The sequence below is a fragment of the Pseudoalteromonas sp. NBT06-2 genome (assembly GCF_002276045.1).
In the GTDB taxonomy this organism is placed as follows: Bacteria; Pseudomonadota; Gammaproteobacteria; order Enterobacterales; family Alteromonadaceae; genus Pseudoalteromonas.
Genome location: NZ_NQMR01000085.1, coordinates 1 through 2,651 on the forward strand (window position 1 = coordinate 1; position 2,651 = coordinate 2,651).

The window sequence follows — 2,651 nt, forward strand, 5'->3', positions numbered from 1 at the left end:
GCAAAAGTAAGCTAGAGTCGTTACTTTAGTTTTTAGATTTGGATTAGGAAATATATGGCTAAATATCTAAAAGGAAAAAATCGGCCAGTATTCCTCTAAACTCACCATTCAAATCGTTCTTCTGATTGCTTTGACTTTAACTCTTCGTCAGCCCTTTCTTGTTCTACCTTTAGCTCTAGCCTGCTAAGTATTATTTTGGTGCTTTCTACAACAACAGGGTTTTCGTGTAAAAGAAGCTCCTTAAACATCTCAGCTCTCTGTTCAATTATGGATGCGCGTGAACCACTCCAAGACATTGGATAAACAGCACTCTCGTAAGCTTCAATAACTAATCTCGGTTCAGGGCTATTGTTAATTAGCGCTTTTGCCAAGTTAATTAACCTAAGATGTTCACCACGCTTCTCATAAGGAGTGATCACCCATGCTAGAGTTTTAAATCTGTATATTGGTGACTCTTTGCACCAAGCTATAGTTTTGCAAATAGGGAGCTTGGAGAATGGGCTTATTTCTCTATCTAAATCACTCTTTCCGATTTCATGAGACACATTGTCATCTTTGAGAAATACATCTAAGGCTTGGATCGGTTGTAGTTCGATTAAAGTTGATAGAAAATCCCCATAGTCAAATGCATAAACTTTATGAGTAGCTATACCTTCGTACAGCTTTTTGAACAGGGTATTAGTATCTTTCTCTGCCTTATCCCCCGCAAAGCATACTTCAGCTATTTGTACCAAAGAATGAACTCGTCCACCATAGCCTCGTTGAACACTATAATCATGCTTCAGTAAGAGCTCTCTGTATTTTTTAATCAAATCCACACTAGGAACGTAAATGGTTTGATTCTCCAAACCATAAAACCGCATGGCTAGTATTTCAATCACAGCACCGTGTCCATTTGGCTTCAACCAGAGCAGATCCAAAATAGTAATTAAATCAGAGTCAGATATTGATTCATGCCGTCTACCACATGCCATATTTCGGTACATCCAGCTTGGAGAGGTATTATTTTTTAACGATATTATGAGCCTGCTTACTGCAACTTCATCTAGGGGGCAATTAAACTGCATCAATGGGAATATCTGATTTAGTTTATCGTTATTCAATAAATGATCTAAAATCATTTGCGCCTTATCTAAGTCATTGTCATAAACGTATCTGACAAAACCTCCAACAAAGTTCGAGTTTACTTTTGTGATATCTAGTTTTTCTATACAGATAGTAATATCACACCATACCTTTTCAATATCATCAACTCCGCTAGCAACTCCATGACCAAACCTAAATAAGTGGTTGTTACTATTCATAGTTGTAAGAACCTGAACCAACTTATTTATAAGATAGTCATAGTGTTCTTGAGCAACATGTGTGCCTAGTTCTTCTGCGAGTTCTTGGGATTTTTCATACCCCCATTTTACCGTTTTACCTTTTTCATCTAGCTCATCGAGACCGGAGTAACTATGGTTGTCAGTAAACACATATAGTTCCATTTTTCCGTCTAGATCTTGAGCTGCAATATTTGCTCTTAACATGTTCAGTCGATTTTTATGCTCTTTCGTCATTGACGTTGAATCAAACCGCAATGTTTCCCCCATAGCCAACCAACCTCGTGGCCATCCTCCACTGTTACAAAAGCTTTTGGATATGAATTCGAGATCATCATGTAGTTCAGCTAATCTCCATAGCCCTCTAATATGACTAGCGAGAACCTCTTTGATACGCTCATCAATGACATTACCTGACGAAACAAAATTACGAATGAGTAATAAGTATTCTCGATACCAAGAAAGTACATCATTGCGACTTTGAGGCTCGTAGCCAGAGTCTCTTGATTTAGCACCAAAATCACAATCATAACTCGATAAAAAGTGACTAGTATTTAGTGATTTATCGAGTAACTCATAGCCAAGTTCTCTTTCGCTTTCATTTTTGCTTTCTATGAGTGTTCTAATGCATTTAACTCTTCGCTCAAATTTTGCATGTGTACCTGATAGATAAAGCTGAAACAAACTACATAGTAAACTTCTAACAGAGTTGTTTTTTTCCCCTTTTTTTTCAGATAAGGCGAAACCACAAAGCAACTCAAAACATTGACTAAATAAGTCATCTTCATATGCTAGAGAACGAAGAAGCCTTGTAATTAAAATGTAATGGGGATTGTCTCTAGTTAAGAAGGTTGAATCCAATTTTGCTCTTTGCTCTAAGTAATTAAGCACTTCATTTGGAATAATAGAGGCAATATTGACCAACAATGAGATCGATAATTCGTCATTACCTTTTTTACAAAGTAAATCTATCACTCCGTCGGCTTTTAGCCATAATGATGCTATCTTAACAGCTTCTTTGCTATCGTTGAGATATCCAATACGACGTGAAAATGATTTGAGCAGTCTTGGCTCTGTATTACTGTTTATGAACTTAACAACATTCGAATGAGGGACATTTCGCAACGCTGAACAGGCAAGCCTATTTGCAATTGGATGAGGTAATATCGCCATCCAAATACCACGAACTTGCGCTAAGTTTCTCTCTTCTAGTTTCTTAGCAAATCTATACATCTCATGAGGCGGAAGCATTACTATTTCACCTAGTAACTTTAACTCTTCACTAAAGTCCTTCTCAGATTCCAACGTGAAGGTCGGCCTATCCGCACC

General features: G+C 37.4%; 1 pseudogene. It reads right to left on the reverse strand.

Annotated features, from left to right (window positions below):
- Window positions 1–101: 101 nt before the first annotated feature.
- Window positions 102–2,651, reverse strand: a pseudogene (locus CJF42_RS27585) (hypothetical protein); the annotation flags it as partial.